This is a genomic window from Streptomyces sp. NPDC088817, from assembly GCF_044750345.1.
GTDB lineage: Bacteria > Actinomycetota > Actinomycetes > Streptomycetales > Streptomycetaceae > Streptomyces.
This window is the reverse complement of the sequence record NZ_JBIVJN010000012.1, coordinates 90,503-116,541: the sequence shown is the minus strand read 5'-3', so window position 1 is coordinate 116,541 and position 26,039 is coordinate 90,503. Positions and strand designations below refer to the sequence as shown.

Below are 26,039 nucleotides of genomic sequence, written 5' to 3'. Positions count from 1 at the left end.
GGCCCTGGTCCGCACACGTGCTTCGGGGAAGGATCCTTGAGGAAAGCCGACACATTCACAAGGAGCGACCGATGGCGGACCGCGAGCAGGCCGGACCGGACACCCCGATCCGGGTCTTCCTCCTCGACGACCACGAGGTGGTGCGGCGCGGGGTGCACGACCTGCTGAACGACGAACCGGACATCACGGTGGTGGGCGAGGCCGCCACCGCCGACCAGGCCCTGGTGCGCGTCCCCGCCCTGCGCCCGGACGTGGCGGTGCTCGACGTCCGCCTGCCGGACGGCGACGGCGTGACCGTCTGCCGCGAGCTGCGTTCCCGCCTGCCGGAACTGGCCTGTCTGATGCTGACCTCGTTCGACGACGAGGAGGCACTGCTGGACTCGATCATGGCGGGCGCCTCCGGCTACGTGCTGAAGCAGATCCGGGGCTCGGACCTGGTCTCGGCGGTGCGCACCGTGGCCGGCGGCCAGTCGCTGCTCGACCCCAGCGCCGCCACGAAGCTGATGGCCCGGCTGCGCGGCGGACAGCAGCCGCAGGAGGAGCCGGACACGCTGCCCGGACTGACCGACCGGGAACGGGAGATCCTGGCCCTGATCGGCGAGGGCCTGACCAACCGCCAGATCGGCCAGCGCCTCTACCTGGCCGAGAAGACGGTGAAGAACCACATCTCCCGCCTGCTCGCCAAGCTCGGCGTGGAGCGGCGCATCCAGGCCGCCGTCATCGCCACCCAGGCCAAGGACCGGCTGCGCGGAACCTCCTGACCGGGGCCTCGCGCGGCCGGGCCCCCGGGCCCGTTGGTGCGGGCGCCGGGGGCGGGGGATCCTGGAGTGCGGACCCCCTTGAGGGAGGCATCGCCATGCACGCTCAGCTCGGCGACCGGCTGGTCGTCGAAAGCCCGGCCACCGGAGACCTGCGGCGCGACGGCGAGATCGTCGGCCTGCACCACGAGGACGGCACCCCGCCGTACGACGTGCGCTGGTCCGACACCGGGGAGATCACGCTGGTGTTCCCCGGCCCGGACGCCCACGTCCGGCACCCGGCCGAGGACGGGGAGACCGCGGTCGGCGGACCGGCCCCCGAGGAGCCCTCCAGCACGGGGCGCGCCCGGCCGGGGGACTTCGGCCGGCGTCTGGCGGCCGCCCGTCGAGAGCGGGGACTGAGCCTGGAGGAGACGGCGGGCCGGGCCCGGATGTCCCCGCAGTACCTCGCGTATCTGGAGCAGCGCCCCTCGGCGCCCGGGACGGGGACCGTCGTGCGGCTGGCCGACGCGCTGGACACCACGCTGCTGACGCTGAGCGGCGGCGACCAGGACCTGCCACCCGGGCAGGGGCAGGCACTGCTCCACCCCCGCCTGACCGACCTCGGCCCTGACGAGTGCCGGACGCTGCTGTCCACGCACGGAGTGGGACGTGTCGCGCTGACCGGCCCGGACGGGCCCGCCGTCTTCCCGGTCAACTACGACGTGGTGGACGACGACCTCGTCTTCCGCACCGAGCCCGGCACGGTCGCCGCCTGCGCCGTCGGCCACGAGGTGGCCTTCGAGGTGGACCACGTCGACGAGACGACGAGCCAGGGCTGGAGCGTGCTGGCGGTCGGCCGCGCCGAGGCGGTCACGGAGGCCGATGCCGTACGCCGGCTGGGGGAGCGGGCCCACTCCGACCCCTGGGCGGGCGGGCCCCGGACCCTCTGGGTGCGCATCCGCCCCGCCCGTCTCACAGGACGCCGCATCACCCCCGCGGACCGGTGAGCGGGCCGGTGCAGGGACCGGGCCCGGGCTCCGGCCGGACACGAAGGGACGGGCGCGACGGACACCGGGCCAGGACGTCTCCGGGCGCGGCGCACACGAATGCCGGGGAGCGACGCACGCGAATGGCCCGGGTGCGGCGGGCAGGAATGGACGGGAAGGACAATCCACTTCTCGCGGATCCTGATTGCGCGGTGCGCGGCCTCTCGCCGCTTCCCCGCGTCTTCCGATCCTTCCCGTCACTCCCATGACACCACACGGGCCGTCGCGGCACCAGGGCCGTCCGGCCCCGGCGGCCGGCCGCGGACCGGGTCGGGACCTGCGGCCCCACCGAGGGCCCGCTGAGCCCTTCCGGCCCGGCCCGCCGGCGGCGGAGGGTGGGCGGGGAAGCGACAGGGGAGCCCACGGGAGGAGCCGTCATGCGGACACCGGTAGTCGACGCGACCACCCTGGAGAGCCTGCTGTACTCGGCCGTGGCGGCTCCGTCGATCCACAACACCCAGCCCTGGCGGTTCGGCATGGACGCCGGCACCCGGACCGTCCACGTCCGCGCGGACTCACGGTCCCTGCCACTGACCGATCCGGTGCAGCGTGCCCAGCACCTCTCCGTGGGCGCGGCCGTCCTCAACCTGCGGGTCGCCGCGGCCCACCTCGGCTGGGACCCCCTCGTGACGCTCCTGCCCGACCCGGGCGACCCCGGCCTGCTGGCCACCGTCCGGCTGTTCGTGGCGGCGCCGGACACGCGGCCGTCGTACGACGGCCTGTACGACGCGATCGCGCGCCGGCACACCAGCCGGATGCCGTTCACCGGACGGCCGGTGCCGGAGCACATCGTGCTGGAGATGGTCAAGGCGGCCCGGACCGAGGGGGCCCACCTGGACGTACCCGACTTCGCGGGCACCCGGCACCTGCTGGGCCTGACCGCGCGAGCCGAGGCGCGCAACGCCGCCGACCCGGCCCGCACCGCCGAGAGCAGGGCCTGGGTCAACGCGCCGGACACCCCCTTCCCGCACGGCATCCCGCTCACCTCGCTGGGCCCGCGGGACACGGCCGGGCGGATGCCCGTGCGGGACTTCACCGGCCCGCTGCCGGGGCTGCGTCCGCCCGCGCTGCGTTTCGAACGGCACGCGCAGGTGGCCCTCCTGTGGACCCCGCACGACCGGCGGGAGGACTGGCTGCGCGCGGGCCAGGGGATGCAGCGGGCCCTGCTGGTGGCCACCCGGTACGGGGTGCGCACCTCGATGCTGCACCAGGCGATGGAGTGGCCCGACCTGCGGGCGGCGATGGCCGCGCCGCGACTCCGCTGCCGCCCCCACCTGCTGATCCGCTTCGGCTACGGCCCGGACGGCGGCCGCACCCCGCGCGCGGCCGGCGCATGGGCCGAAGGGACGGGGTGAACGCACACGACGGGCGGGCCGGGCGGCGTCCCGCACGCCTGCCCCGGCCCGCCCGGGTCGTCGAACCGTCGTCGCGCGGCCGCTCAGCCCGGGACGCGCAGATCCGTGAGTTCCCGTCCGGTGACCATGGTGGCCTCGATGCGGACGAAGACGTCCTCCTCGATCGGCATCCAGGAACGCGGCCCGGTGCGCAGGAGACGCTCGTGCTCGACCGGATCGGTGACCACGGTGGCCCGGCCGGTGACGACCACGCTCCAGCCCGACCGGCTCTCCGCGTCGAAGGCGTCCGCCTCGAAGGCGACCACGACCCCGTCGACGGCGCGCACGAGGTCCGATCCGGCGGAGGTGCGCAGCAGCACGGACGCGTCAGCCGCCAGGGCGAAGTTGACGGGGAGCACCGCGGGCAGCGCCTGCCGCGTGTAGACGACACGGCCCACCGGTACCTCGGCCATCAGGCGCAGGCACTCCTGCCGGTCCATCGAGCGAAAGCCATCGTTGTCGGACACCCTCCCATGGTCGCCGCGCACCCGGCCCGCCGTTAGGGCCTGTTGGCCCCCTCTTCGGCGGGGTCCCGCCGGGCGCCTCAAGTCCCGCCGCCTCGGGGGGCGGGACGGCCCGGTCGGTGGAATCCTTTGGTGCGCGGGTGCGGTCGTGCCGTTCGTGAACGGGCGGGCGCCGTCCGCCGGGGAAGCGAGCGACCAACGGGCGGGACCGGACCCGGAAGGGAGCGGCGCGGCTCACCGAGCACCGCGCCGGTCTCGAACTGCTCCGCCTGGCCCTGCACGCCGAGGACTCGCCCTGGACGGCCTTACTGGAGTCCGTCTCCGCCACGCTGCCGCCGCTGAAGGGCGACGAGCAGCGGGCGGTCGCCCGGCTCGCCGCCGAGGGCCCGCCCGAGGAACAGGTCGGCCTCGCCCCCTACACGCCACCCCAGTTCATGGCCGGCCCGGCAGGAGGCCCGCGATGACGACCGCACCCGCGCAGCCCCTCTCCACGGCGGCCCAGACCGGCACCGGCGGCATCCTGCTGTGGGTGGTGCTGCCCTACCTCGCCCTCGCCGTCTTCGTCCTCGGGCACATCTGGCGCTACCGCTACGACAAGTTCGGCTGGACCACCCGTTCCTCGCAGCTCTACGAGAAACGGCTGCTGCGGATCGGCAGCCCGCTGTTCCACTTCGGCATCCTCGTCGTGCTCCTCGGCCACATCGGCGGCCTGGCCGTTCCCGAGAGCTGGACACGGGCGGTGGGCATCAGCGAGACCACCTACCACTGGCTGGCCGTCGTCCTCGGCACCATCGCCGGGCTGTGCACGGTGGGCGGTCTCGCCATCCTCATCCACCGCCGCCGCACGGTGGGTTCGGTGTTCTCCGCCACCACCCGCAACGACAAGGCGATGTACGTCTCGCTCACCGTGACCATCGCGCTCGGACTGTCCGCGACCGTCGCCGCCAACGTCGTCGGCGGGGGCTACGACTACCGGCGGACCATCTCCCCCTGGTTCCGGTCCATCTTCGCCGTGCAACCGCGCCCGGACCTGATGAGCGGCGTACCGCTGCTGTTCCAACTCCACGCCGTCAGCGCCATGCTGCTCTTCGCCGCCTGGCCCTTCACCCGGCTGGTCCACATGCTCACCGCGCCGCTCGGCTACCTCACCCGCCCCTACATCGTCTACCGCAGCCGCGACCCCCGCCTCGGCACGCGGCCGCCCCGACGCGGCTGGGAACGCATCGGATGACGGCGGGCGCCGCCACCGTAATTCGGTGGCGGCGCCTCACCGCGCTCCCCTACGGTGAGGCGCGCGACCAGCGGAGGCCGACGGCCCTCGCTGCCGGTCGGCTCCGGTGCGCTGAGCTCCCGTGAGTTCCGGTGAGTTCTCGTTGAGAAAGAGGAGGTGTGACCCATGGCTGTCTCGGTGATGGGCGCTGCCCGCAATCCCAGGATCATCCACTCCACCTCCGCGGCCACCGGCTGACACCGCCACGCCCGCGCACACCCGCGCGGGCCGTCGGGGCCGCCCTCGTGAAGGGTCCCCCCCTTGGGTACCTCCGCTTCTTCCGTTCCTTCCGTTCCTTCTCTCCCTTCTCTCCCTTCTCTCCCTTCTCTTCCGTCTTCCGTCTCACCGCACCCTCTCGCCCCCTACGGCTGGGACGAGGGCTGGGAGACGGCCTTCACCCCGTACACCGCCGAAGGCCTGCTGCCGGGCCGGGTGATCCGCGTCGACCGGGGACAGTGCGACGTCGTCACCGCCGGCGGTGTGCTGCGCGCCGACACCGCGTTCGTCACCCCGCACGACCCGCTGCGGGTGGTGTGCACCGGCGACTGGGTCGCCGTCGAGCCCGGCGGCAACCCGCGCTACGTCCGTACGACACTGCCGCGCCGCACCGCCTTCGTGCGCTCCACCTCCTCCAAGCGGTCCGAGGGGCAGATCCTCGCCGCCAACGTCGACCACGCGATCGTCGCGGTGTCCCTCGCCGTCGAACTCGATCTCGGCCGTATCGAGCGCTACCTGGCGCTGGCCTGGGAGTCGGGCGCGCAGCCGCTGATCGTCCTGACCAAGGCCGACCTCGTGCCCGACGCGACGGGACTCGGGTACCTCGTCCAGGACGTGGAGACGAGCGCGCCCGGCGTGCCCGTGCTGCCCGTCAGCGCCCTGACCGGGGACGGGCTCGACGTCCTCCTCGCCGTCGTCTCCTCGGGCACGTCCGTGCTGCTCGGCTCGTCCGGAGCGGGCAAGTCCACGCTCGCGAACGCGCTGCTCGGCGACGACGTCATGGTCGTACAGGCCGCGCGCGACGTCGACGGCAAGGGCCGGCACACGACCACCACCCGCAACCTGCTCGCGCTGCCCGGCGGCGGTGTGCTGATCGACACCCCGGGGCTGCGCGGAGTGGGCCTGTGGGACGCCGAGGGCGGGGTCGGACAGGTGTTCTCCGAGATCGAGGAGCTGGCCGGGCGGTGCCGGTTCCACAACTGCGCCCACGACAGCGAGCCCGGGTGCGCGGTGCTCGCCGCCCTCGACGCCGGTGAACTGCCCCAGCGGCGGCTGGAGAGCTACCGCAAGCTCCTGCGCGAGAACCAGTGGATCGTCGCCAAGACCGACGCGCGGCTGCGCGCGGAGATCCGGCGGGACTGGAAACGCAAGGGCGCCGAGGGCCGGGCCGCGATGGAGGCCAAGCGGGGGCGGTGGCACTGACTCGTCACCTTGGCCGCAGTGTCCGATTTCCGCCAGCGGCGTCCCCGTGCGGGGGCGGACACTGGACGGCGTGATGGACGAGGACAGCAGGTACGAGGCCGTACGCAGCCGGGACGGCCGGTTCGACGGGGAGTTCTTCTTCGCCGTCGAGACGACCGGGATCTACTGCCGTCCCAGCTGCCCGGCCGTCACCCCCAAACGGCACCACGTGCGGTTCTACGCCACGGCGGCCGCCGCGCAGGGCGAGGGCTTCCGCGCCTGCCGGCGCTGCCGGCCGGACGCGGTGCCCGGCTCCGCCGACTGGAACGTCCGGGCCGACGCCGTCGGGCGGGCCATGCGGATGATCGGCGACGGCGTGATCGACCGGGAGGGCGTCGCCGGACTCGCCGCGCGGCTCGGCTACAGCGAGCGGCAGGTGCGCCGACAGATCACCGCCGAACTGGGCGCCGGGCCCGTCGCGCTCGCCCGTACCCAGCGGGCGCACAGCGCGCGCGTCCTGCTCCAGACCACGGACCTGCCGGTCACCCGGATCGCGTTCGCGGCCGGGTTCGCCAGCGTGCGGCAGTTCAACGACACGATGCGGTCCGTCTACGCCGCGACCCCCAGCGAACTGCGCGCCACCGCCCGCAGAGCCCGGGGCCGCCCCGAGGCACCCACCGCGGGCATCCCGCTGCGGCTCGCCCACCGGGGCCCCTACCAGTCGGGCCCGGTCTTCGACCTGCTGGAGCGCGAGGCCGTGCCCGGCGTCGAGGAGATCGGCGGCCCGCCCGGCCGGCGGACCTACCGGCGCACCCTGCGTCTGCCGTACGGCACCGGGACCGTCGCCGTGGACGAGCGCTCCGGCGCGCCGCGGACCGGGTCCGGCGCCCATCCGGGCGGCTGGCTGGAGGCCCGGCTCCACCTGACCGACCCGCGCGATCTGACCACGGCCGTGCAGCGGCTGCGCCGCCTGTTCGACCTGGACGCCGACCCGTACGCCGTCGACGAGCGGCTCGGCGCGGACCCGCGGCTGGCCCCGCTGGTCGCCGTCCGGCCAGGACTGCGCTCGCCGGGCTCGGCGGACCCGCCGGAGACCGCGATCCGCGCGCTGGTGGGCCCGGCGGCCGCCGCCGAGCTGGTACGGCGCCACGGCAAGGCCCTGGACGCGCCCAGCGGCACGCTGACCCACCTCTTCCCCGAGCCTGACGCCCTCGCCGGGGCCGAGCCGGACGGTCCCCTGGGCGCCCTGGCCGCCGCCCTCGCCGACGGCGCCGTACGGCTCGACCCCGGCGCCGACCGCGACGACACGCACCGCGCGCTGCTCGCCCTGCCCGGCCTCGATCCGGCCACGGCCGCCGTCATCCGCACCCGCGCCCTCGGCGACCCCGACGTGGCCCCGCCCGGCGCGGACACCCCCGAAAGCTGGCGCCCCTGGCGCTCGTACGCCCTGCGGCACCTGTGTGCCGCCGAAGAGCTGGAGACGACCCCATGACCACGCACCCGCTCACGACCCCTGCCGGTACGACGTACTGGACCACCCTCGACAGCCCGCTGTGCCCGCTGCTGCTGACCGCCGACTCCTCCGGCGCGCTGACCTCGCTGTCCGTGCCCGGCCAGAAGGGCGGTCGCGAGGTCCAGGCCGCCTGGCGGCGGGACGCCGGGCCCTTCCGCGAGGCCGAGGAACAGCTCCGGGCCTACTTCGCCGGTGAACTCAAGGAGTTCCGGCTGCCGTTGCGCACCTTTGGCACCGAATTCCGGGAGCGGGTGTGGGCCGCCCTCGACGACGTTCCGTACGGCTCGACGACCACGTACGGCGAGATCGCCGCGCGGATCGGCGCTCCCCGCCCCGCCGTCCGGGCCGTCGGCGGAGCCATCGGCGCCAACCCGCTTCTGCTGCTGCGTCCCTGCCACCGCGTGATCGGCGCGGACGGTTCCCTGACCGGGTACGCGGGCGGCCTGGAGCGGAAGGTGCGGCTGCTCACGCTGGAGGGCGCGCTGTAGCCGCCTCAGCCGTGGCGTTCACGGGCCACCCAGCCCCGTTCGTAGGCGTGCCAGCCCAGTTGGAGCCTGGTGCTCACCCCGGTCAGCTCCATCAGCCGCTTCACCCGGCGCTGCACGGTCCGCAGGCCCAGGTCGAGCTGCTTGGCGACGCTCGCGTCGGTCAGCCCGGCCAGCAGCAGCGACAGCACCTCCAGGTCGATGGCGTCGGGGCCGTCCGGGCCCTCCTCGGTCACCCCGGACGCCCCGAGCCGCAGCGGCAGCGCCTGCCGCCACACCGACTCGAACAGCCCGTACAGCAGCTCCAGCATGCCGCTGGCGTGCACGACCAGCGCGGTGGGCTCCGGGGTGTGCGAGGTGAGGGGCACCATGGCCAGCGTGCCGTCGGCGACGACCAGTTTGGTCGGCACCGTCTCGACCACCCGCACCTCTTCGTCGCGGCTGAGCGCGGCGGTCAGCTCGGTGACACCGTTAGGCCGGTCCAGTACGGCGCGCTCGAGGACCACCCGGTAGCGGACCCCGCGGGCGACCGCCTGCTCCTCGGCGTGGTTCTCCAGCGAGGAGACGGCGATCGGGTTGCCCGTGACCAGCGCGCACACCTCGTCGCTCGCCCCGAGCTGGAGCTGGAGGAAGCGCTGCGCGACCGCGGGGGCGCCGGTGACCACCTCGACCAGGTCGTGCACGGCGGGCTCGGAGGCCGCGGCGCGGAACTCCTCGGCGAGCAGCGCGGCGGCCAGTTCCGCCCGTTCCAGTTCGTGGCGCTGCTGGGTGAGCAGTGCGCCCAGCGCCACCCCGGGCGGCGCGGCCACCCAGCGGCCGGGCCGGGTCGGGGACTGGGCGGCGAGTCCGTACCGCTCCAGGTGGCGCAGGGCGTGCTCGGTGTCCCGCTCGCCGAGCGTCAGCCGGCGCGCGAGATCGGGGACCTCGGCGGCGCCCACGGACACCAGGGCCCGGTACGCCGCCTCATGTGTCTCGTCCAGGCCTATCGCTGCCAGCATCAGCTGCTGTCCCTCCCCTTTCGGAACCACGGCATCGCGTTGCGCGGCGCGTCGGCGGTGGCGGGAAACAGCCACGGCGCAAACCCGCCGCGGCACATCATCGCTGTACCACCGGTCACTCTGACAAGGTGGCGCCACCGAGGCATCGACGAGTGCCCGGTGTCCGGCCACCGGTGTGGCCTGCGCGGATACGCGGCCCGTGCGGTGGCCGGGGCGTCCGGCGGCCCCGGCCCGCCGTGCCCGGTCCGGACACGGGGGGCCGCGTCGGGGTGTTCCGGACGGCGGGGTTTCGGCCGACCGGACCGTGGTCGCGCCGGGCGGCTCCTCCGTGGGGGGTGGAGCCGCCCGGCGACTTCGTCCGGATTTCCCCATGCCCCGTTCCCACGGGGCCCGTGCGGTGGACAATTGGCGGCATGAGCCAGCAGGGGGGACGTCCCACCGGTCAGGACGACGACTGGTGGGGCCAGTTGTACAACGACTTCGCCGGGGACACCGGCCCCGCGTCCGAGGCCGACACCCTGGACGACCGCTTCGCCTCGGCGACCGGAACGCTGGGCGGCCCGACCCGGGGCACGCCACCACCCGCCCCGGCCGACGGCCCGGCCAACGCCCCGTCTCCGGAACGCGACTGGTGGCGAGACACCCCCGACACCGCACCGGAGGCCCCGCCTTCGGGTACGGCCCCGTCCGACGGCCCGGCGCCGGGGGTCGCTTGGGGGTCCGGGGCGGATTCGAGGGTGACCAGGGACGAGGGACGCTCGGCATCGGAATGGCCGCCCCAACCGCCCACCTCCACCGAGGAACCGGGCGAGAGCCGACGGCCGGGGTCGGCCGAGCCGACGCCCTGGAACGCCACCGGTTCCGGTCCGGGCGGTTCCTCGCGGAGGGGGGCTGCCGACTCGGCCGGTGCCGCTGAGTCGGCGTCGTGGGGTGACACTGGCTCTGGTTCGGGGGGTTCCTCGCCGAGGAGCGCCACCGACTCGGCCGGGCCCGCCGAGTCGACGCCCTGGGGCGTGACCGGCTCTGGTTCGGGCGGCTCCTCGCCCAGGAGCGCTGCCGACCCGACCGGCCCCGCCGCGAGGCGGCCCCCGTCCTCGTCACCTCCTCCGTCCTCGTCACCTCCTCCGTCCGCGCCCCCGTGGGCGTCTTCGCCTCCTGCGTCCTCGCCTCCACCCGCGCCCGCTTCTACGCCCTCGTCCTCGCCTCCATCCGGGCCGGCTTCTCCGCCCCCGTCCTCGCCTCCGCGAGCGTCCGTGCCCGCGCCCGCCTCTCCGCCCCCGTCCTCGCCCCCGGAAGCTTCCGTGCCCTCCGTCCCACCCGCTCGTCCGTCCTCCGCCGCGCCTCCGCCGCACTCCGCACCTCCTCCTCCGTCGGGATCCCCGGACGTCGTAGGGGGCTCCGGGCGTGGGGTGGTGTACGTCGCTGCGGGTGCTCGCGAGGACGGGCTTGCCGTTGCCTATGTCGGATCCCGGCCGCCCACCTACGCGGCCGAGCCCACCGCGTTGCCGGTGGCCGATCCGGAGGGGCTGGACGACGTGGTGCCGGACACCGTGCTGGACGGGGCCGCGTACGGGAGTTGCACGCTGCGGGCGGCGTCGGTGCGCGGGGACTCCGCGAGGTACCGGGGCGAGTCGCGGCGCGACGCGATGCTCACCGCGCGCTTCGGCGCGGGGGACCAGGCACTCGTGCTGGTCGCGATGGCCACCGGCCCCCGCGCCGCCCCGGGCGCGCACCGCGCGGCCGCCGAGGTGTGCCGTTGGATCGCCGAGGCCGTGGGCCGCAGCCACGAACGGCTGACCGAGGACATCCGCGCCGCCCGGCGCGGCGACCTGAAGTCCGGCCTGCACCGACTCACCGACCGCAGCCTCGGCAGACTCCGCGCGGACGCCGCCGAACAGGGCGTGGACCCGGGGCAGTACTCGGCCGGCCTGCGCTGCCTGCTCCTGCCCGCCGACCCCGACTGCCGCGTGCGCGTGTTCTTCGGCGTCGGCCCCGGCGGCCTGTTCCGGCTGCGCGAGGGCGAGTGGCAGGACATCGAACCCGGTGTCGCCGAGACGCCCGGCCACCCCGTGGTCGGCTTCGGCTCGCCGCCGTCCGGGACGCCGGACGGCGACCGGCTCACCATCGACCTCGGCATCACCACCCCGCCGAACCCGTACGACCCGGCCCCCGAACCGCCCCGCGAACCCTTCCGCTTCCGCGCCTCCGTGGCCCAACCGGGTGACACGCTGCTGATGTGTACCGCCGGTCTGGCCGACCCGCTCCGCGGCGAGCCGGAGCTGTCCGCCCACCTCGCCCGACGGTGGTCCGAGCCCGCCCCGCCGGGCCTCGCCGCGTTCCTCGCGGACGCCCAGGCGCGGGTCAAGGGATACGCGGACGACCGTACGGCCGCCGCCGTGTGGGAGGCGTGAGCGCCGGGGCTGTGCCTTCATGGAGGCTGAGGATCCGCGGCAGACCGAAGGGGTGCCCGAGAGCCATGGCCAAGCAGAGCGTCGCAGAGCAGTTCGTCGACATCCTCGTCCGCGCCGGGGTCAAGCGCCTGTACGGCGTGGTCGGGGACAGCCTGAACCCGGTCGTCGACGCGGTCCGCCGCAACGCCGCCATCGACTGGATCCACGTCCGCCACGAGGAGACCGCCGCCTTCGCGGCCGGCGCCGAGGCCCAGATCACGGGGCATCTGACGGCCTGCGCCGGCTCCTGCGGGCCCGGCAACCTGCACCTGATCAACGGCCTGTACGACGCCCACCGCTCCATGGCCCCGGTCCTCGCCCTCGCCTCGCACATCCCCTCCGGCGAGATCGGCCTCGGCTACTTCCAGGAGACCCACCCCGACCGGCTGTTCGCCGGGTGCAGCCACTACAGCGAACTGATCTCCAACCCCAAGCAGATGCCCCGGCTGCTCCAGACGGCCATCCAGAACGCGGTGGGACGCCGGGGCGTCAGCGTGGTGGCCCTGCCCGGCGACATCGCCGCCGAGCCCGCGCCCGAGCGGTCCGCCGAGACCGCCATCGTCACCTCCCGGCCCACCGTCCGGCCCGGCGACGCCGAGATCGACCGGCTCGTCGAGCTGATCGACGAGGCCGACCGGATCACCCTCTTCTGCGGCAGCGGCACGGCGGGCGCGCACGCGGAGGTGATGGAGTTCGCCGAGCGGATCAAGTCCCCGGTCGGGCACGCGCTGCGCGGCAAGGAGTTCATCCAGTACGACAACCCGTACGACGTCGGCATGAGCGGACTGCTCGGCTACGGCGCCGCCTACGAGGCCACCCACGAGTGCGACCTGCTGATCCTGCTCGGCACGGACTTCCCGTACAACGCCTTCCTGCCCACCGATGTGAAGATCGCCCAGGTCGACGTCCGGCCGGAGAACCTCGGCCGCCGCTCCCGCCTCGACCTCGCGGTGTGGGGCGATGTGAAGGAGACCCTGCGCTGTCTCGTGCCGAGGGTGCGGGTCAAGACCGACCGGCGTTTTCTGGACCGGATGCTGAAGAAGCACGCGGACGCCCTTGAGGGGGTCGTCAAGGCGTACACGAGGAAGGTGGACAAGCACGTCCCGATCCACCCCGAGTACGTGGCCGCCGTCCTGGACGAAGTGGCCGACGACGACGCCGTGTTCACCATCGACACCGGCATGTGCAACGTCTGGGGCGCCCGTTACATCTCGCCCAACGGGCGCCGCCGCGTCATCGGGTCCTTCTCGCACGGCTCGATGGCCAACGCGCTGCCGATGGCGATCGGCGCGCAGTTCACCGACCGCCGCCGTCAGGTCGTGTCCATGTCCGGGGACGGCGGATTCGCCATGCTGATGGGCGACTTTCTGACCCTGGTGCAGTACGACCTGCCCGTGAAGGTCGTCCTGTTCAACAACTCCTCCCTGGGCATGGTCGAGTTGGAGATGATGGTGGCGGGACTTCCCTCCTACGGCACGGCCATGAGGAACCCCGACTTCGCCGCCGTCGCCCGCGCCTGCGGCGCCCACGGCGTCCGGGTGGAGAAGCCGAAACATCTCGCCGGCGCCCTGAAGGAGGCCTTCAGCCACAAGGGCCCCGCCCTCGTGGACGTCGTCACCGACCCCAACGCCCTGTCGATCCCGCCGAAGATCAGGGCCGAGATGGTCACCGGGTTCGCGCTGTCGGCGTCGAAGATGGTGCTGGACGGAGGCGTCGGCCGGATGGTGCAGATGGCCCGCTCCAACCTGCGCAACGTGCCCCGCCCGTAGGCCCGTCGGGAGAGCGGCGGCTCCGGACATCCGGACGTGGGCCATTCCACATGACTGGCGAGCGCCCTACGGGGCATGGATCTCCGTGAACGTGTTCGAACCGGAGGGGAACCGACATCGGCACGCGGACGGGGGACATGGAGAGGCAGGCACGAGGGGGCGGTCCCGCGAAGGCCGGGGCCTCCTCGGCTCGTACGACGGAGGAACACACCGAAAGAGCGGCGGACGCACGGTCGGACGGCTTACCCGGGTGGCCCGTGCCGCCCCAGCTCAGACGCAGGCTGGGACGGGCCGACCTCAAGGCGGTGCCCGAGGCACGACGGGCGCTGCGCGCACTGCTGCGCCACTGGGGCGGGCCGGGCACGTCGGACGTCGCGGAACTGCTCACCAGCGAACTGGTCACCAACGCGCTCGTCCACACCGACGCCGACGCGGTCCTGACGGCCACCGTGTCCACGCACGGACTGCGCGTCGAGGTACGGGACTTCGTGGCCCGCCGGCCCCGGCCCCGGGCCCAGGGGACGGGCGAGAGCACCGGCGGGCGCGGCCTGGTCCTGGTGCAGTCCCTCGCCGACACCTGGGGCGTGTGCATGCACGGCGTAGGAAAGTCCGTCTGGTTCGAACTGGGCGCACAGGCCGCGTGAAACGGGTGGGGCGCGGCCCGCACGGCCGCGCCCCACCCGTCACCGGTCCGATCGACCGGTTCCTAGCCGAACTGCTGCTCCAGGTCCTTGAGCTTGCGCTCCAGGGAGTCGAGACGCGGCAGAGCCATTGTGTCGTCCTCCGCGGTGAGGTCCAGGGCGCCGCTCTCGGAACCCTTGCGGACGGGCTGGAGGGACGGGCGCGTGAGCGCCGGAAGCTCCGCCGCCGCTATGGCAGGCTCCGCGGTGACCTGGCTGGAGCCGCGCTCCAGGGCCTGCTGCTCCGTCTGCCGCGCGCCGCGCCCGACGAAGCCGCGGTGACCCCGGCTGAGCGCCTTGAGCTGCGCCCGCTCCATGCGCTCCTGCTCGCGCCGCACCCGCCGGTTCTCCGTCTTCTGACGCTCGTCCTCGCGCACCTCCTCGACCGCCTCGTCCAGGCTGCGCACGCCCTCCAGGAGCATCAGCGACCAGGCCTTGTAGGTCTCACGCGGCGCCCGCAGCCAGCGCACTATGCGGATCTGCGGCAGCGGGCGCGGCACCAGACCCTGCTCGCGCAGGGCGGCCCGGCGGGTCTGCTTCAGCGCGCGGTCGAACAGGACCGCGGCCGAGAGCGACATGCCCGCGAAGAAGTGCGGCGCCCCCGCGTGGTCGAGGCCCCTGGGCGCGTGCACCCAGTTGAACCAGGCCGCGGCGGCGGCGAACATCCACACGAGTATGCGGGAGCCGAGCGCCGCGTCACCGTGGCTGGCCTCGCGCACCGCGAGAACGGAACAGAACATCGCCGCGCCGTCCAGGCCGAACGGCACGAGGTACTGCCAGCCGTCGCTCAGGCCGAGGTTCTGCTCGCCGAAGCCGACCAGGCCGTGGAAGGAGAGCGCGGCGGCCACCGCCGCACAGCAGAACAGCAGCACGTAGGAGGCTGTTCCGTAGACGGCCTCCTTGCGCCTGCGACGCTCCTCGCTGCGCTCCCACGAGTCGTCCGCGCTCGCGTTCTCCCCGGAGGAGCGCTTGCCGCGCACGAGCACCGCAACCGCCGCCAGCACGCCCAGGAGCAGCACGGCGCCCGGAAGCAGCCAGTTCAGCGATATGTCGGTCAGTCTCATCTGGGGTCCCTTGCATTGGGATAGGGCGTAACGCCCGCCATAGTGACCCAATCCCAGCGGCCCTCAGGGGTTTTCGGGGCAAGAGGCCGCCAAGGAGGTGCAAGGGGATGCCCGGGGCGGCGTTCTGCTCGAACTGCCGCTTGAGGGGCGGGAGTTGAGTTCGAATAAGACTACCCATACGGATGGTTCCGCGGATAGTTCCCGCGGCAGGTGAGGATTTTGTGAATCACCTGTGACCTTGTGGGCGTCCCAGTCGCAGATGATCCTACGCGATCGCGGGGGGTGGGATGGACCACCGGGCCGGGTTCGTCCCGGTGTGACGGGGATTCAACCCGTGGCCGCGGCCGTCAGTTTGGCGATCCGGTCCGTGTCGCGGGTGCGCGGGCAGGTGACGCACGGGTCCTCGGGGCGCACGGTGTAGAACATGCAGCAGCTCGCCCGGTCGCGGGTGGGCAGCGACTCGCCGTGCGGCCCGGTCAGCTCCCGGAAGGCGGCGGAGCCGACGTACGGCCGGGTCGCCCCCGGCAGCAGCAGTTCCAGTTCGCGCATCGCCCGCCGCCGCTCGCCGAACAGATGGGCGACGTACCAGAGCCCCTCGACGATCTCGTCGGTCGCCATGCCCCACAGGGCGCGCCCGCGCCGGCGCATACGGGGGCCGAACCCGGTCAGCACGGGCTCAAGGTGCTCGGCGACGGCCGCGCGCAGTTCGGCGCGCAGCGCTTCCTCGTCGGGCACGACGCGCGCGCCGGGCAGCGCGGCCGCCGGGTCGCCCGGCAGGCAGGCGAAGGCGGTGGGGCGTACGGCCATGCGGCCCGCGGCGCGGTCGTAGGAGACGTGGGTCACGGGGAGGCGGGGCACCCGGCGGTGCAGGAACCACGGCACGGTGAACAGCAGGCAGGCGGGCCAGGCGTAGCGGTGCAGTCCGAAGCTCGCCACGACGTCCGGGCGGGCCGGTGTGCCGTAGTCCCGCAGCACCTGGGCGTCGTCCCAGGCCAGAAAGGCGTCCAGGCCGGTCCCGCCCGCCGCGAGGGAGGCGGCCGGAGTCCAGCCGCCGCCGTCCGGGACGGGCTCGCCGGGGCCGGGCTCCGTCACCGTGAGGCCGGGAAAGACCTCGGTGAGGCGGGCGTAGGCGTCCGCCACGGCCGAAGAGGGCACAGGCATGCCGGATCCACCGTTTTCACGTCGACTGTAGGTAAGGCTTACCTTACTTCACTCAATCGGAATGTGAAGCCTTGGCCTACAGTGCCTAAGGTGCTTGACGGCCGGGCGACAACCCGCCGTAATGACCACAAGCACCTCAAGCACCCCAAGCCCGGAGGAGAACCGTGAAGCAGGGCGCGCAGGACTCCACCGGCATCCGGACCTCCGGGGCCGGCGGGAGCGCCGTGCCGCGTGTGCCGCGCCAGCCGCAGGCCGGGCGCCTGCGGCGCGAGCAGGAAGCCGCTGATCCGCGGCGGGAGCGGAAGGCCGCGGGCGGCCCGGCGGAGGGCGTCCGCGGCGAGCACACGCACGGCGAACCGCCCGTGCCGGGCCCCCGGCCCCTGGTGAGGCGCTCCTCCGTGCGCGGTCAGATCCTGCAGGCCCTGCGCACCGCCCTGGTGGCGGGGGAGCTGAAACCCGGCGAGGTCTACTCGGCGCCCGCGCTCGGCGAGCGGTTCGGGGTGTCCGCGACGCCCGTGCGCGAGGCGATGCAGCAGCTCACGCTGGAGGGCGCCGTGGAGGTCGTGCCCAACCGCGGCTTCCGGGTGGTCGAGCGCGACGGCCGTGAGTTCGCCGAACTGGCCGAGGTGCGGGCCCTGCTGGAGGTGCCGGTGATGCTGCGGCTGGCCCGCCGCGTGCCCGTCGAGCGCTGGGCCGAACTGCGGCCGCTCGCCGAGGCCACCGTGCGGGCCGCGTCCTCCGGCTGCCGGGCGACCTACGCCGACGCCGACCGCGCCTTCCACCGCGCGGTGCTGGCCCTCTCCGGGAACGAGCAGCTCGTCCAGATCGCCGAGGACCTGCACCGCCGCGCGCAGTGGCCGCTCGTCGGCGGCGCCGTGCGCCCGGCCCGCGCCGACCTGCTCGCCGACGCGGCCGAACACACCGCCCTCCTCGACGCCCTCGTCGCCCGCGACGTGGAAGTGGTCCGCACCCTGGCCACCGAACACTTCGCGGGAGCGGAGTAGCGGAGTAGCGGAGTAGCGGACCAGCGGGACGGCGGACTGAAGGGCGCGGGCCGTGGGCGGCCCGCGCCCTGTTCAGACCGTCGCCGCGCCCGGTGTCGGTGGGGCCGGGGTCAGGCGGTGGGCCAGCCAGGTCGGTACGCCGCCCAGGAGACGGAACAGACGGCGGGCCTCCTCGCGCAGGCGGGACGCCTCCGGTTCGGATTCCGTGTCGGCCAGGGAGACCAGGGCCGGCGCCGTGCCGACGAGGTAGCCCAGCTCCTCGCTGATGCGGAGCGATTCCGCGAAACCGTTCCGGGCCTCGGCCAACTCGCCGTCCCGCAGCGCCAGTCCGGCCAGATGGCGCCAGGTGAAGGAGAGCAGCAGCGTGTCGGCGTGGGCGACCGCGCCCGCGTGCGCGCGGCGGAACGCGGCGTGCGCGGCCTGCGGGGACCGGGTGAGGTTCTCCGCGATCAGACCGCGCCGGAAGTCCAGCAGGGCCCGCCCCGGCGCCCCGGGCGGCACCAGCGCAGCGGCCCGGCCGAGCGCCGACCGCGCCTCGTCCGCCCGGTCCCGTACGCCGTGCAGCGTGGCCGCGTAGGCAAGGTACCCGCGTTCACAAGCGGCCGCGCCCCGCTCCTCGTCGGTGTCGGCCAGCGCCTCCGCGGTGCGCAGCGCGTCCTCGGCCTCCTCCCAGCCCGCCTCGGTGTACAGACAGCGTTCGACCAGCAACGCCGCTCTCTGGAGCGCGGCGGCCGCGGTGGCCGACTGGAGCAGCGCCGCCGCGTCGGCCCAGCACGCGCGTGAGCGCAGCCGCCATACCGCGGTCTGGAGTGGATCGTCACCAGGGGTCGTTCCGTTACCAGACATGGCGGTATGCGCCACGTTGCCCTCCCCGAGCACGCCATCGAGCCTTGAGTGGTGGCGGCATCTCAGCACGAAATCCGTGGCCCGGCCAAGAGGATGGGTGAAAAATTTCACAAAGTCGTGGGACGGAGGAGGGCGCAGGTGGCGCGCCCCCCTCGTCCGTCACGGCCTCAACTCATGCGCAGCGCCAGGAAGAAGTCCAGCTTGTCCTCCAGACGGGACAGGTCACGGCCCGTCAACTGCTCGATACGCCCGACCCGGTAGCGCAGCGTGTTGACGTGCAGGTGGAGCCGGGTGGCGCAGCGGGTCCAGGAGCCGTCGCAGTCGAGGAATGCCTCCAGGGTGGGGATCAGCTCGGCCCGGTGCCGGCGGTCGTACTCCCGCAGCGGGTCGAGGAGCCGCGCGGTGAAGGCGCGGCGCACGTCGTCCGGGACGAAGGGCAGCAGCAGCACGTGGGAGGCCAGCTCCTGGTGCCCGGCCGCGCAGACGCGTCCCGGGCGCGCCGCCGCGACCCGCCGGGCGTGCCGGGCCTCCTCCAGCGCCCCGCGCAGCCCCTCGGCCGAGTGCACGGTCGCGCTGACGCCCAGCGTGAGCCGCCCGTCGCCGTCGAGTCCGGCCGACAGCGGATCGCGTACGGCCTCCAGGAGCGCGTCGGCGAGGATCCCGGTCTCGGAGCCGTCGTGCTCGGCCGGGACGGCGGGGAGCGGTACGAGCGCGACCGCCTCGTCGTCCGTGTGGGCGACGGCCGTCCGGGCGGCGGGCTCGGGACCGCCCCCGGCCGTCCCCCCGCCCGAGGAGCCCGGGGGAGCGTCGACGAGGATCTCCTCCAGGAGCGCCTGGGCGATCCGCCCGCCCTCGCCCTGCCCGTCGTCCCACTCGACGCTCGCCACGACCACCTGCCAGTGCGGCGCCGCCCCGACACCGGGCAGCAGCACCGGCGCGGCCACCCTCAGCCGCGCGGCGACCTCCGCGGGCGGCGCGCCGGTCTGCACCAGCTCCAGCACCTCCTGGGCCAGGCGCCTGCGCACCGTGCGGGCCGCGTCGCGGCGGTCCCGTTCGACCGCGATGAGCTGGGTGACGCCCTGGAGCAGGTCCAGCCGCTCGTCGGGCCACTCGCCCGCGTCCGCCTCCACGGCCAGCAGCCAGTCCGACAGCACCGTCTCGCGCACGTCCGGCTCGGTCTGCGGGGCTTGCGCGGGCTGCGCGGCCTGCGGCGAGCGGCCGCCGCGGATGGGGAACAGCGAGTACGTCGCCGGGCCCAGCGTCACCCGGTGCGGGGCGCGCCGGCCGGTGCGGGCGGCCGACAGGTACTCGGCGGCGAGCCGGGCGCACACGTCGGGGGCCGGCGCCGGCCCCGGCACCCCGGGCCCGGCGATGAGCCGGCCGGTGGGCGAGAGCAGCCAGGCCCGCAGGTCCAGGTCGGAGCCCAGCAGGTCGAGGACCACGTCCGGGCCGCCGCCCGCCGGGCCGGCCGTCATCATCCTGCGGTGCCGCTCCACCACGGCGGCCAGGTCACCGGCGCGCTCGCCGGACACCTGCCGCACGACGTGCTCGGTGATCGTCGCGAACGCCACCGACTCGTTCACCGCGAACAGCGGCAGCCGGTGCCGGGCGCAGGCCGCCACCAGGTCGTCGGGCGCGGGCCCCAGTTCCGCCTCGCCCGCGGCCAGGGCGGCCACCCCGGCCCGTACCAGGATGCGTACGAACGGCTCGGAGTCGGCGGCGTCCCGGCGCCAGGCGAGCCCCGACAGCACCAGCTCACCGCCGGAGAGGTAGCGGCTGGGATCGCGCAGGTCGGTGGTCATGACACCCCGGACGGTGCGGTCCAGCTCCTCCTCCCCGCCGAGCAGCTTCAGGCCCAGCGCATCGGTGTTGTCCAGCAGGGCGCGCAGCCGCATTCTCGTCGCCGCCGTTCTGTGTCTCGAAAACTACGATGGATCATGTGGCGAGGGCCCGTCCGTGTGGCCGGGCAGCAGCTCCGCCAGGAGGTGAGACCGCGTCCCCTCGGCCACCGCTGTTTCCAGGGGAACGGAAGAGGTTTCTGAAGGCCTCGTTTCATACGAATCTACAAGATGCCCGCGCTGGCCAGCCAAACCCTTCATGGTTTCGGTGACTGACCGGGCCGGAGCGGTGAACGGTGTACTGACCCCACTCCGCGTAAAAGGGACAGGAACGAGCCGGGCCCGCCGCACACGGATTGGCTCAATCCGTACGACTCACGACGACTCAAGAGACGAAGAAGAGAGCCGGTCATGGACTTCCTTCGCCCCGCCACCTGGGAGGAGGCGCTCGCCGCGAAGGCCGAGCACCCCGCCGCCGTGCCGATCGCGGGCGGCACCGACGTGATGGTCGAGATCAACTTCGACCACCGCCGGCCCGAGTACCTCCTCGACCTGAACCGGGTCGCCGACCTCCAGGAGTGGGAGGTCGGAGAGGACGCCGTGCGGCTCGGCGCCTCCGTTCCGTACACGAGGATCATGGAGAACCTGCGGGCCGAGCTGCCGGGCCTGGCCCTCGCCTCGCACACGGTCGCCTCCCCGCAGATCCGCAACCGCGGCGGGGTCGGCGGCAACCTCGGCACCGCCTCCCCGGCGGGCGACGCCCACCCCGCCCTGCTGGCGGCCGGCGCCGAGGTCGAGGTGGAGTCGGTCCGCGGCTCCCGCCGCATCCCGATCGACGACTTCTACACCGGCGTCAAGCGCAACGCCCTGGAGCCCGACGAGCTGATCCGCGCCGTCCACGTCGCCAGGGCCGACGGACCGCAGCAGTTCTCCAAGGTCGGCACCCGCAACGCCATGGTCATCGCCGTGTGCGCCTTCGGCCTCGCCCTGCACCCGGAGACCCGGACGGTGCGTACCGGCATCGGCTCGGCCGCGCCCACGCCCGTCCGGGCCAGGGCCGCCGAGGAGTTCCTGAACGCCGCGCTCGACGAGGGCGGCTTCTGGGACAGCGGGGAGATCATCACCCCGTCGGTCGCCAGGCAGTTCGCGCAGCTCTGCTCCGCCGCCTGCAACCCGATCGACGACGTCCGGGGCACCGCGAGCTACCGCCGCCACGCGGTGGGCGTCATGGCCCGCCGGACACTCTCCTGGACCTGGGAGTCCTACCGCGGCGCACGAGGCACCGCCTGTCAGAGGGGAGGCGCTGCGTGATGCGCGTCAACTTGACCGTCAACGGACGACCGCAGCAGGCCGACGACGTCTGGGAGGGCGAGTCCCTGCTCTACGTCCTGCGCGAGCGGCTGGGACTTCCCGGCTCCAAGAACGCCTGCGAGCAGGGCGAGTGCGGCTCGTGCACGGTGCGCCTCGACGGTGTGCCGGTGTGCTCCTGCCTGGTCGCCGCCGGGCAGGCCGAGGGTCGCGAGGTGGTGACCGTCGAGGGCCTGGCCGACTTCGCCGAGCAGCGGTCGCGCGGCACCGAGGCCCGCGGTACGACGCTGGAGGACGCCCAGCGGTGGCAGGCGGCGGGCGCGCAGACCGGCGCGGGCGGTGAACTCTCGCCGATCCAGCAGGCGTTCATCGACGCGGGCGCCGTCCAGTGCGGGTTCTGCACCCCGGGTCTGCTGGTCGCCGCCGACGAGATGCTGGAGCGCAACCCCGACCCGACCGACGGGGACATCCGCGAGGCCCTGTCGGGCAACCTGTGCCGCTGCACGGGCTACGAGAAGATCATGGACGCGGTCCGCCTGGCGGCCGCCCGGCAGTCCGAGGGGGTCTGAACATGGCCTCCTCCGAGACCTCCACCACGTTCGGCCGGGACCGCGGCCCCACCGGCGTCCCCACCAAGGTCACCCAGGGCTCCGGGACCAGGGGCGGCATCGGCGAGTCCACGCTCCGCCCGGACGGCATCCTCAAGGTCACCGGCGAGTTCGCGTACTCCTCCGACATGTGGCACGAGGACATGCTCTGGGGCCAGATCCTGCGGTCCACGGTCGCGCACGCCGAGATCGTCTCGATCGACACCGCCGAGGCCCTCGCCATGCCGGGCGTGTACGCCGTGCTGACGTACGACGACCTGCCCACCGAGGTGAGGAACTACGGCCTGGAGATCCAGGACACCCCGGTCCTGGCCCACGGCAAGGTCCGCCACCACGGCGAGCCCGTCGCCGTCGTCGCCGCCGACCACCCGGAGACCGCCCGCCGCGCCGCCGCCAGGATCAGGGTGGAGTACCGGGAACTGCCGGTGATCACCGACGAGGCCTCCGCGACCGCGCCGGACGCCGTCCTCGTTCACGAGAACCGCACCGACCACCACGTTGGTCACGTCCCGCACCCCAACATCGTGCACCGCCAGCCCATCGTCCGTGGGAACGCCGAACAGGCCGCGCAGAGAGCCGACTTCGTCGTCAAGGGCGAGTACCACTTCGGCATGCAGGACCAGGCATTCCTCGGCCCCGAGTCCGGGCTCGCCGTGCCCGAGGAGGACGGCGGCGTCCACCTCTACGTCGCCACCCAGTGGCTGCACAGCGACCTGCGCCAGATCGCCCCGGTGCTCGGACTGCCGCCGGAGAAGGTCCGTATGACGCTGTCCGGCGTCGGCGGCGCCTTCGGCGGGCGCGAGGACCTGTCGATGCAGATCCACGCCTGCCTGCTGGCGCTGCGCACCGGCAAGCCCGTCAAGATCGTCTACAACCGGTTCGAGTCCTTCTTCGGGCACGTCCACCGCCACCCGGCCAAGCTGTACTACGAGCACGGGGCCACCAAGGACGGCAGGCTCACCCACGTCAAGTGCCGGATCGTGCTGGACGGCGGCGCGTACGCATCCGCCTCGCCGGCGGTCGTCGGCAACGCCTCCTCGCTCGGCATCGGCCCCTACGAGGTCGACGACGTCGACATCGAGGCCATCGCCCTCTACACCAACAACCCGCCCTGCGGCGCCATGCGCGGCTTCGGCGCGGTCCAGGCGTGCTTCGCCTACGAGGCGCAGATGGACAGGCTCGCCGACGCCGTCGGCATGGACCGGGTGGAGTTCCGGCAGCTCAACGCCATGTCCCAGGGCACGATCATGCCGACCGGGCAGCCGGTCGACTCCCCGGCCCCGGTCGCCGAACTCCTGCGCCGCGTCAAGGCGATGCCGATGCCGCCGGAGCGCCAGTGGGAGAGCTCCGAGGGCGCCGACGTCCGGCAGCTGCCCGGTGGCCTGTCCAACACCACGCACGGCGAAGGCGTCGTCCGCGGGGTGGGCTACGCGGTCGGCATCAAGAACGTCGGCTTCTCCGAGGGCTTCGACGACTACTCCACCGCCAGGGTCCGCGTGGAGGTCGTCGGCGGCCGGCCGGTCGCCACCGTGCACACCGCGATGGCGGAGGTCGGCCAGGGCGGCGTCACCGTCCACGCGCAGATCGCCCGCACCGAACTGGGCGTCACCCAGGTGACCATCCACCCGGCCGACACACGGGTCGGCAGCGCCGGTTCGACGTCCGCGTCCCGGCAGACGTACGTCACCGGCGGCGCCGTCAAGAACGCCTGCGAGCTGGTGCGCGAGAAGGTCCTGGAGATCGGGCGCCGCAAGTTCGGCTCCTACCACCCGGCCTGGGCCACCGCCGAACTCCTGCTGGAGGGCGGCAAGGTGGTCACCGACGGCGGCGAGGCCCTCGCCGACCTGGCGGACCTCCTGGAGGACGAGGCCGTCGAGGTGGAGGCGGAGTGGCGTCACCGGCCGACCGAACCCTTCGACCTGCGCACCGGTCAGGGCAACGGCCATGTGCAGTACTCCTTCGCCGCGCACCGCGCCGTCGTCGAGGTCGACACCGAACTCGGCCTGGTGAAGGTGATCGAGCTGGCCTGCGCCCAGGACGTCGGCAAGGCGCTCAACCCGCTGTCCGTCGTCGGACAGATCCAGGGCGGCACCACCCAGGGCCTCGGCGTGGCGGTCATGGAGGAGATCGTCGTCGACCCGAAGACCGCGAAGGTGCGCAACCCGTCCTTCACGGACTACCTCATCCCCACCATCCTCGACACGCCGACCATCCCCGTCGACGTGCTCGAACTCGCCGACGACCACGCGCCGTACGGGCTGCGCGGCATCGGCGAGGCCCCCACCCTGTCGTCGACACCCGCCGTCCTGGCGGCGATCCGCAACGCGACGGGGCTGGAGCTGAACCGCACGCCGGTCCGGCCGGAGCACCTCACCGGCATGTGAGCCCACGGCGTCCGAACCGCTGAACCCCCGGGGGGAGTTCGCCCCCCGGGGACCCCAACTGTTCGTCTCGGGCCGTCCCCCGGGTCGTCCATTCCCAGATCCCGCATGCCCGTCCACGGCATCGGGTGTCCCTGTGAACCTTGGGAGATGGCCCATGACCCAGCAGTCAGTGGAGCCGAGGACCACCGCCGAGGACGCGGGCGCGGGCAGCCGCGTCCCGGCGGGCCGGTCCTGGCTCGACCGCTACTTCCACATATCCCGGCGGGGGTCCACGGTCGCGCGTGAAGTGCGCGGCGGCGTCACCACCTTCATCGCGATGGCGTACATCCTGCTCCTCAACCCGCTGATCCTGTCCGGCAAGGACGCCGCCGGCGACACCCTCGGCCAGAAGGCCCTGATCACCGCGACCGCGTTCGCCGCGGCCCTCACCACCCTGCTGATGGGCCTCGTCGGCAGGGTGCCGCTCGCCCTCGCCGCCGGGCTGTCCGTCTCCGGTGTGCTGTCCTCGCAGGTCGCGCCGCAGATGACCTGGCCGCAGGCGATGGGCATGTGCGTGGTCTACGGCGTCGTCATCATGCTGCTGGTGGTCACCGGCCTGCGCGAGATGATCATGAACGCCATCCCGCAGGCGCTCAAGCACGGCATCACCATCGGCATCGGCCTGTTCATCGCGCTCATCGGCTTCTACAAGTCCGGCTTCGTGCACCAGGGCAGGTCCACGCCGCTCGCCCTCGGCCCGGCGGGCGAACTCGCCGGCTGGCCGGTGCTGCTCTTCGCCTGCACCCTGCTGCTGATCTTCATGCTCCAGGCCCGCGACGTCCCCGGCGCCATCCTCATCGGCATCGTCGGCGGCACCGTGGCGGCGGCCGTCCTGAACGGCGCGGGGGTCGTCAAGGCCGACGCCTGGGCCGGCGGCGCGCCCGCCCTGCACGGCAGCGCGGTGTCGGTGCCCGACTTCTCGCTCTTCGGGCACGTCGAGTTCGGCGGCTGGGGACAGGTCGGCGCGATGACGGTCGGCGTGATCGTCTTCACCCTGGTCCTGGCCGGCTTCTTCGACGCGATGGCCACCGTCATCGGCGTCGGCACCGAGGCGAAGCTGGCCGACGCACAGGGCCGGATGCCCGGCCTGTCCAAGGCGCTGTTCATCGACGGCGCGGGCGGCGCGATCGGCGGAGTGGCCGGCGGATCCGGGCAGACCGTGTTCATCGAGTCGGCGACCGGCGTCGGCGAGGGCGCCCGCACGGGACTCGCCTCCGTCGTCACCGGCCTGTTCTTCGCGGCCTGCCTGTTCTTCACCCCGCTCACCGCGATCGTCCCGCAGGAGGTCGCCGCCGCCGCGCTGGTGGTCATCGGCGCCATGATGCTGATGAACGCCCGGCACGTGGACTGGGCCGACCGGTCCACCGCGATCCCGGTCTTCCTCACCGTGGTCCTGATGCCGTTCACGTACACCATCACCACGGGTGTCGCCGCGGGCGTCGTCTCGTACACCGCCATCAAGGCCGCGCAGGGCAGGGCCCGGGAGATCGGCGCCTTCATGTGGGGCCTGACGGCGGTCTTCCTCGTCTACTTCGCACTCCACCCCATCGAGAGCTGGCTCGGCGTGCGCTAGAACCTCT

Annotated in this window: 21 protein-coding genes; 15 read left to right on the top strand and 6 right to left on the bottom strand. The window is 73.6% G+C overall.

Features of this window, described 5'->3' with window-relative positions; all coding sequences use genetic code 11:
* Positions 1-71 precede the first annotated feature (71 nt).
* From ACIP4X_RS22595 to ACIP4X_RS22585, 3 genes are all read left to right on the top strand, one after another.
* Positions 72-761 carry a response regulator transcription factor gene (locus tag ACIP4X_RS22595; RefSeq protein ID WP_358734443.1) on the top strand — a complete coding sequence of 230 codons (690 nt, stop codon included), beginning with the start codon at positions 72-74 and terminating at the stop codon, positions 759-761.
* Positions 762-856: 95 nt separating this feature from the next.
* Positions 857-1,747: a pyridoxamine 5'-phosphate oxidase family protein gene (locus ACIP4X_RS22590; RefSeq protein ID WP_358734441.1), complete on the top strand. Its 891-nt coding sequence runs from the start codon at positions 857-859 to the stop codon at positions 1,745-1,747.
* Between the two features lie 416 nt (positions 1,748-2,163).
* A complete protein-coding gene (locus tag ACIP4X_RS22585; protein WP_358734439.1) occupies positions 2,164-3,141 on the top strand; it encodes an Acg family FMN-binding oxidoreductase in 978 nt (325 codons plus the stop codon).
* 83 nt (positions 3,142-3,224) lie between these two features.
* Here ACIP4X_RS22585 and ACIP4X_RS22580 read toward each other — a convergent pair whose 3' ends face one another.
* Positions 3,225-3,647, bottom strand: a complete 423-nt coding sequence (locus tag ACIP4X_RS22580; RefSeq protein WP_391459476.1) for a pyridoxamine 5'-phosphate oxidase family protein — start codon at positions 3,645-3,647, stop codon at positions 3,225-3,227.
* Between the two features lie 457 nt (positions 3,648-4,104).
* Here ACIP4X_RS22580 and narI point away from each other — a divergent pair, with 457 nt between their 5' ends.
* The 4 genes from narI to ACIP4X_RS22560 all read left to right on the top strand — a co-directional run bounded on the left by narI (position 4,105) and on the right by ACIP4X_RS22560 (position 8,313).
* The gene (gene narI, locus ACIP4X_RS22575; RefSeq protein ID WP_358734436.1) at positions 4,105-4,875 is read left to right on the top strand and encodes a respiratory nitrate reductase subunit gamma; all 771 of its coding nucleotides are present in this window, start codon (positions 4,105-4,107) and stop codon (positions 4,873-4,875) included.
* A gap of 300 nt (positions 4,876-5,175) precedes the next feature.
* On the top strand, positions 5,176-6,333 hold the full coding sequence (gene rsgA / locus ACIP4X_RS22570; RefSeq protein WP_391459473.1) for a ribosome small subunit-dependent GTPase A: 1,158 nt from the start codon (positions 5,176-5,178) through the stop codon (positions 6,331-6,333).
* A 73-nt stretch (positions 6,334-6,406) separates the two neighbouring features.
* Positions 6,407-7,804 carry an AlkA N-terminal domain-containing protein gene (locus ACIP4X_RS22565; protein WP_391459582.1) on the top strand — a complete coding sequence of 466 codons (1,398 nt, stop codon included), beginning with the start codon at positions 6,407-6,409 and terminating at the stop codon, positions 7,802-7,804.
* The gene (locus tag ACIP4X_RS22560) at positions 7,801-8,313 is read left to right on the top strand and encodes a methylated-DNA--[protein]-cysteine S-methyltransferase (RefSeq protein ID WP_401350187.1); all 513 of its coding nucleotides are present in this window, start codon (positions 7,801-7,803) and stop codon (positions 8,311-8,313) included. The genes ACIP4X_RS22565 and ACIP4X_RS22560 overlap by 4 nt, the downstream gene beginning before the upstream one ends.
* A 5-nt stretch (positions 8,314-8,318) precedes the next feature.
* Here ACIP4X_RS22560 and ACIP4X_RS22555 read toward each other — a convergent pair whose 3' ends face one another.
* On the bottom strand, positions 8,319-9,308 hold the full coding sequence (locus ACIP4X_RS22555) for a helix-turn-helix transcriptional regulator (RefSeq protein WP_358734430.1): 990 nt from the start codon (positions 9,306-9,308) through the stop codon (positions 8,319-8,321).
* A gap of 1,409 nt (positions 9,309-10,717) precedes the next feature.
* Between ACIP4X_RS22555 and ACIP4X_RS22550 the strand changes: the two genes are divergently transcribed.
* The 3 genes from ACIP4X_RS22550 to ACIP4X_RS22540 all read left to right on the top strand — a co-directional run bounded on the left by ACIP4X_RS22550 (position 10,718) and on the right by ACIP4X_RS22540 (position 14,171).
* Positions 10,718-11,719, top strand: a complete 1,002-nt coding sequence (locus ACIP4X_RS22550; RefSeq protein ID WP_391459469.1) for a protein phosphatase 2C domain-containing protein — start codon at positions 10,718-10,720, stop codon at positions 11,717-11,719.
* A 65-nt stretch (positions 11,720-11,784) separates the two neighbouring features.
* Complete coding sequence (locus ACIP4X_RS22545; RefSeq protein ID WP_358734427.1) at positions 11,785-13,527, top strand: pyruvate dehydrogenase; 1,743 nt, start codon at positions 11,785-11,787, stop codon at positions 13,525-13,527.
* 257 nt (positions 13,528-13,784) lie between these two features.
* Positions 13,785-14,171, top strand: coding sequence for an ATP-binding protein (locus tag ACIP4X_RS22540; protein ID WP_358734425.1), 387 nt, complete (start codon positions 13,785-13,787; stop codon positions 14,169-14,171).
* 62 nt (positions 14,172-14,233) lie between these two features.
* Here ACIP4X_RS22540 and ACIP4X_RS22535 read toward each other — a convergent pair whose 3' ends face one another.
* Both ACIP4X_RS22535 and ACIP4X_RS22530 read right to left on the bottom strand, forming a co-directional pair.
* On the bottom strand, positions 14,234-15,271 hold the full coding sequence (locus ACIP4X_RS22535) for a DUF2637 domain-containing protein (RefSeq protein WP_358734423.1): 1,038 nt from the start codon (positions 15,269-15,271) through the stop codon (positions 14,234-14,236).
* Positions 15,272-15,598: 327 nt separating this feature from the next.
* The gene (locus tag ACIP4X_RS22530) at positions 15,599-16,432 is read right to left on the bottom strand and encodes a (2Fe-2S)-binding protein (protein ID WP_391459466.1); all 834 of its coding nucleotides are present in this window, start codon (positions 16,430-16,432) and stop codon (positions 15,599-15,601) included.
* A gap of 164 nt (positions 16,433-16,596) precedes the next feature.
* On the opposite strand from ACIP4X_RS22530, the gene ACIP4X_RS22525 reads away from it, so the two are divergent.
* Positions 16,597-17,436 (top strand): FCD domain-containing protein, encoded by an 840-nt coding sequence (locus ACIP4X_RS22525; protein ID WP_391459464.1) that lies wholly within the window; start codon positions 16,597-16,599, stop codon positions 17,434-17,436.
* A 72-nt stretch (positions 17,437-17,508) separates the two neighbouring features.
* Here the strand turns inward: ACIP4X_RS22525 and ACIP4X_RS22520 are convergent, their stop codons facing one another.
* Entirely contained in the window at positions 17,509-18,282 is a 774-nt protein-coding gene (locus ACIP4X_RS22520; protein ID WP_358734418.1) for a hypothetical protein, read from the bottom strand.
* 167 nt (positions 18,283-18,449) lie between these two features.
* Complete coding sequence (locus ACIP4X_RS22515; RefSeq protein ID WP_358734416.1) at positions 18,450-20,177, bottom strand: PucR family transcriptional regulator ligand-binding domain-containing protein; 1,728 nt, start codon at positions 20,175-20,177, stop codon at positions 18,450-18,452.
* 354 nt (positions 20,178-20,531) lie between these two features.
* Here ACIP4X_RS22515 and ACIP4X_RS22510 point away from each other — a divergent pair, with 354 nt between their 5' ends.
* The 4 genes from ACIP4X_RS22510 to ACIP4X_RS22495 all read left to right on the top strand — a co-directional run bounded on the left by ACIP4X_RS22510 (position 20,532) and on the right by ACIP4X_RS22495 (position 26,032).
* Complete coding sequence (locus ACIP4X_RS22510) at positions 20,532-21,431, top strand: xanthine dehydrogenase family protein subunit M (RefSeq protein ID WP_358734414.1); 900 nt, start codon at positions 20,532-20,534, stop codon at positions 21,429-21,431.
* A complete protein-coding gene (locus ACIP4X_RS22505) occupies positions 21,431-21,997 on the top strand; it encodes a (2Fe-2S)-binding protein (protein WP_358734412.1) in 567 nt (188 codons plus the stop codon). The genes ACIP4X_RS22510 and ACIP4X_RS22505 overlap by 1 nt, the downstream gene beginning before the upstream one ends.
* 2 nt (positions 21,998-21,999) lie before the next feature.
* Positions 22,000-24,420, top strand: coding sequence for a molybdopterin cofactor-binding domain-containing protein (locus tag ACIP4X_RS22500; protein ID WP_391459461.1), 2,421 nt, complete (start codon positions 22,000-22,002; stop codon positions 24,418-24,420).
* Positions 24,421-24,574: 154 nt separating this feature from the next.
* Positions 24,575-26,032 (top strand): solute carrier family 23 protein, encoded by a 1,458-nt coding sequence (locus ACIP4X_RS22495; protein ID WP_391459459.1) that lies wholly within the window; start codon positions 24,575-24,577, stop codon positions 26,030-26,032.
* Positions 26,033-26,039: the final 7 nt, after the last annotated feature.